This is a genomic window from Candidatus Seribacter sulfatis, assembly GCF_964187635.1.
GTDB classification, from domain to species: Bacteria; Verrucomicrobiota; Verrucomicrobiia; order Opitutales; family Seribacteraceae; genus Seribacter; species Seribacter sulfatis.
Window position 1 is genome coordinate 1 of sequence record NZ_CAXLMO010000110.1, and the last position, 4282, is coordinate 4282.

General features: G+C 49.6%; 1 protein-coding gene. It reads right to left on the minus strand.

The features are described from left to right. Window positions 1-4282, minus strand: a 4282-nt coding sequence (locus tag ACKPQ5_RS10085) for a LamG-like jellyroll fold domain-containing protein (RefSeq protein WP_407678982.1), incomplete at both ends; no start/stop codon positions are given.

Here is a 4282-nt window from a genome sequence, read left to right on the forward strand (position 1 = left end):
CCACGCATGCAAACTGCTCTGATTGGTCACCGCAAGCTCGGCCACCGAGGGGTCGCTCACCGAGTAAATCACGGAAAGGTTGGAAGTGGCACTGGCATTTAAGTCAACCGTCTGGCCCACGCCTACTTCGGAAAAGTTCTGATCCCAGGCAATGGTTTGCGCGGTTAAACTGGAGAGTACGAGGTCACCATCCGCGTAAGTGAACGAGTACTTACTGGACGCCGCAGCGCCCGGGCGGATGTAGTAGGTCCCCGCACTGCTTGAATTAGTGACATTGGTAGTTACCACAGGTCCACGAGTTAAGCTAACCGTCTTGTGCGAGTGATTGCTCGGCAACGAGCCAGCCAAGCCCCACTTATGGGCGAGGTAGCCTTCGATTTTTTGGCGATCGCTTGTCGAAGAAGTTGTAGAAAGACCAATGATTTGCCCAACGCCGCCTATCCATCCTCGGTCCGCATTTTGTGTATTGTAAAGAATTCCTCTTGTCTGGGTTCTGGCAACCGAACTGGCAAAGCGGAGTAGGGTTGCTGACATAGGCAGAGCTGAATTGCTCGAGGAAGTCGCCCCATTTTTAAAGTTTCCACCGTCGTTCAATCTATCACTTCCCGTAAACCAGTTACTACTTCCAGAATGACCCATTATCCGGTATTGGCCATAAGTTCCTGTTCCGGAGATTAGGGTATTGTAGTTATCAAAAGAATTATCTGAACCATCTTTATAATAGGCTACCACAAAGATCTCCTGAAGGGATGTGCTTGGCAGGTCCAGCCCGATCGAACCATTCTCGGAGGAACTGGAAACAGATGATTTATTATTTAATAATGAATTGGATACTGTGTAAGTCGGCTTTCTTGATGATGTTGCCTGGGTCGCATGATTATTGTTTCCACTCTTGTCTTTCCAACCTCCAATATCGGTTGTTGCTGATGTATTAAAAGTGTGATCCGAAAAGAGGGTGGAACTATCCGCTGCATCCAACCAAAGGGCAAGGTTCGAGAAAGCGGCAGGGTTGGCGGCGACCCCCAGGCTGGCGTCGTTATGTTTCCATCCGGTCGCTGTATAATTGAGGTCAGGAATGCTGGTGCCTACTGGGAGGGTGAGATCCTGTCCGGTGATGGTTAACGGTGCCTTGGCCACGGAGATGATTTTCGTAACTGGAATCGCGGCAAAGGCGGTGGTGTTTTCTACTGCGGTGGCCGTGAGGGTGACCGATCCACCTCCACGAATAATCGCACTGGTACCGTTGATCTCGATGATGTCACTATCGCTGGAGGTGTAGTTTAAGTCACCTGTGCCGGTTGCGGTAGCATTCAGGGTTATTGGGGCATCCCCATAAGTGATATTGGTGAAGTTCTGATCCCAGGTGATGATGCGTTGTCCCTTGGTTACGCTGAATGAAATCTGCTTGGAATCATTTCCATCTGAATTTATCGCAGTTACAGTGGCATTGAAGTCACCGATGAAGGTGGTGGTTCCCGAAATGACTCCTGAATTATTAATGCTCAATCCGGTAGCCAATCCAGTGGCACTCCAACTGGAGGGGTTGCGGGAGGCGGGGATTTGAATGGAAACATTTTGCCCGGTGGTAATGGTCGCCGTCGACATGTTTCCAATCAGGGGCTTGTTGTCGAAGACTGGAGGTACATCTTTGTAGCTATGATTGGAATCGAGAGTATTGGCCACGCCCCACTTATGGGCGAGGTAACCTTCCACTTTTTGCTCTTCAGTACTGTTTAATTGACGGGAAAAGATCAATAGCTCAGCGAGATCGCCCCCAAAATCATTGGTTGTGGAACTACCGGATTTTCCGAGTTTGATATTGGTCAGGCTGGCACCGCTTGATGCGGAATTTTTGGCGACTTGGGCAGAAAAGGAATCAGCGGTGGCACTCGGGATTAATGCCCAGGTTGGCTCGCTGGCCAAGTGGGCACTGGTATCCCCAGACTCACTTATCCGTTGGGTAATCGCATAAATGGAGTAGGCACCCGCCTCGGTACGAATGGAAGACACGTTAAGCACATCTCCATTGCCATCAAAACGGACTACGGATTTACCTCCGATTGCATTGCTGATCACGACGGGTTGCTCGGTACTGCTTGTTTGATTTACATCTTTTGGGGTAACCGATTTATCAGTCCACGAGGGCAGGGCACTTCCATTGGCCACACTGTCCGCGGCGTCATTTCCATCGAGGTCGGTGGCATCCAACCACAGAGCAAGGTCGGGAATGGAATATTTATTAATCGCCGTATTGGCGGGCACAAAAGTTTTCACTGTTGCCCAGGCCGTACCCTGTGCATTTACGGCTTTGGCGGTGTAGTAGTAAGTGGTCCCCGTGGACAGTCCGGAGATGGATTGGCCAACTACGCCGACACCCTGGTTAGTGGAGGAGGCAAGGGGGTTGTCCCATTGATTGTGGTTTCCATTATTACTCCCATTGTTATCTCCCCAGTAAAAAGTGACATTGGAATCATTGCCATTGGTAAAAGTGAGCTTGGCATTGAGCGTGGCCGAGGTCTTGGTGATCCCGGTGGCGCCCGGGGTTTCGATTTTGGGCAACCCTAGGGTGGTGAATGAGCCCAGATCGGAAAAGGATGAGTAGGCAGTCCCGCTGATGGTGACGGTTGCAAAATAGCGGTAGAAGTAGGTTGTTCCCGCGGTCAAGCTGGTCAGATTATGATTGAGGGAACCGACCGGTTTGGTGCTCAGGTTCGCATTCGATGACCAGTTTTCGGCAGTTTGGTTGCCGTCCGATGGTCCATAGTACAAAGTGACATTCGGATTGGTGGTGCCGTCGAAGGACAGAAGGTTTCCCTTTGCCGTGGCCGTGCTGGTGCCCACGACAGTGGGCGTGGAAACAGAGAGAGCCGGTGTATTGGGTGTGGCGCCAGTGGTGAAGGATACGTTATCCGACCAGGTCGAGCCTGCGGAATTGCTTGCTCTTATCCTATAAACATAGGAGGTGCTGGCTGTGAGTCCGCTCATACCCAATTCGATATTACCCGGATTCTGGGCATCGGGAAGGCTCGAGTTACTATCCCATCCAATCACGGTCTCTCCCTTATCAGCAGTGCCGTAAAAAACTTCCAATGTCGTGTCCGTTCCACCGGTTTCCAACAGAGTGGCGGTGGCGGTGGCTGAGTTTGAACCCACTGCACTGGTTACAATTTTTGGCTCAGTTGTATTGACTGAACCAATACCCCATTTCTTTGCAAGATATGCTTCAACGGTAAGAATTTCGGCACCGGACAAAGCCGTATTGTAAATGAGGATTTCTCCCAGTTTACCTCTCCATTGATTCGTCGTTGTAGATCGATCATACCCAAAGCAATCTGCGTCCGAATTAGAGGTGGTTTGTACGCTAAGAATAGCCAATGAGTTCGGATATGAGGTGGTTTCTCCATTTATAACATTTCCGTTTAAACGAGTAACCCCACCTTTAACTTGAGATGCAGTATGACTACCCCAAAAACGTCCGTTATTGTTGTTATGCCAATGAGGATGTTTGGTCGTATCACTTAAAACGAAACGATATCCGGAACCGTTTACACTTACATCTTGCGATATTATCCAAAAGACCGTTCTAATGTCATTGATCATATTGAATGTGTGTCGTTGTCCATCACCCGTGTAGTGCATAACCGTGTTACCGTTTTGGAAATTGGAAATGATGGAAGGAGAACCTGTTTTTGCAGCGTTGTTCCCATTGTTACTTTTGTCAGACCATGAGGCACCCGCGGAGGTGAGATCACTTGCATCCAACCAAAGTTTAAGTCCACTGATATTTGAAATATCAGTATTGATTGCCTGCAGGTCAAAGAGTGGTTTTTCAGCAGTTACTGAGACTGTGACCACTTTACTAGGAGAGGTGCCGGATAAGTTGGAAGCGGTAAGCGTGATATTATGGTCACCCACAGCAGTGGTGTGCCCCGTGATCGCACCAGTGGTTGTATCGATGGACAAACCGGCTGGCAATCCGGTGGCAGAAAATCCAGTCGGGTTGTTCAGTGCCTGGGCTTGGTAATAAATGCCGGCAGATGCCTCAGCATAGATGGCCGCGATATCAGTGGTGGAGAGTGCGGACCCGTACAGCCTGAAATCATCCAGGTCGCCTGTGAAGTATCTTTCAGAATTGTAATGAGAACGACCAATGTATTGAGGTGTGCGCGTGGCACTGTCAGGTGTGGTTTTATCAGTGGCAGTGGCAAACAGGGTACCATTTTTGTAGACACGGGATGTTGATGTGTTTGTACCCCCATTTTCCAGAGTAATGGCAAGGTGT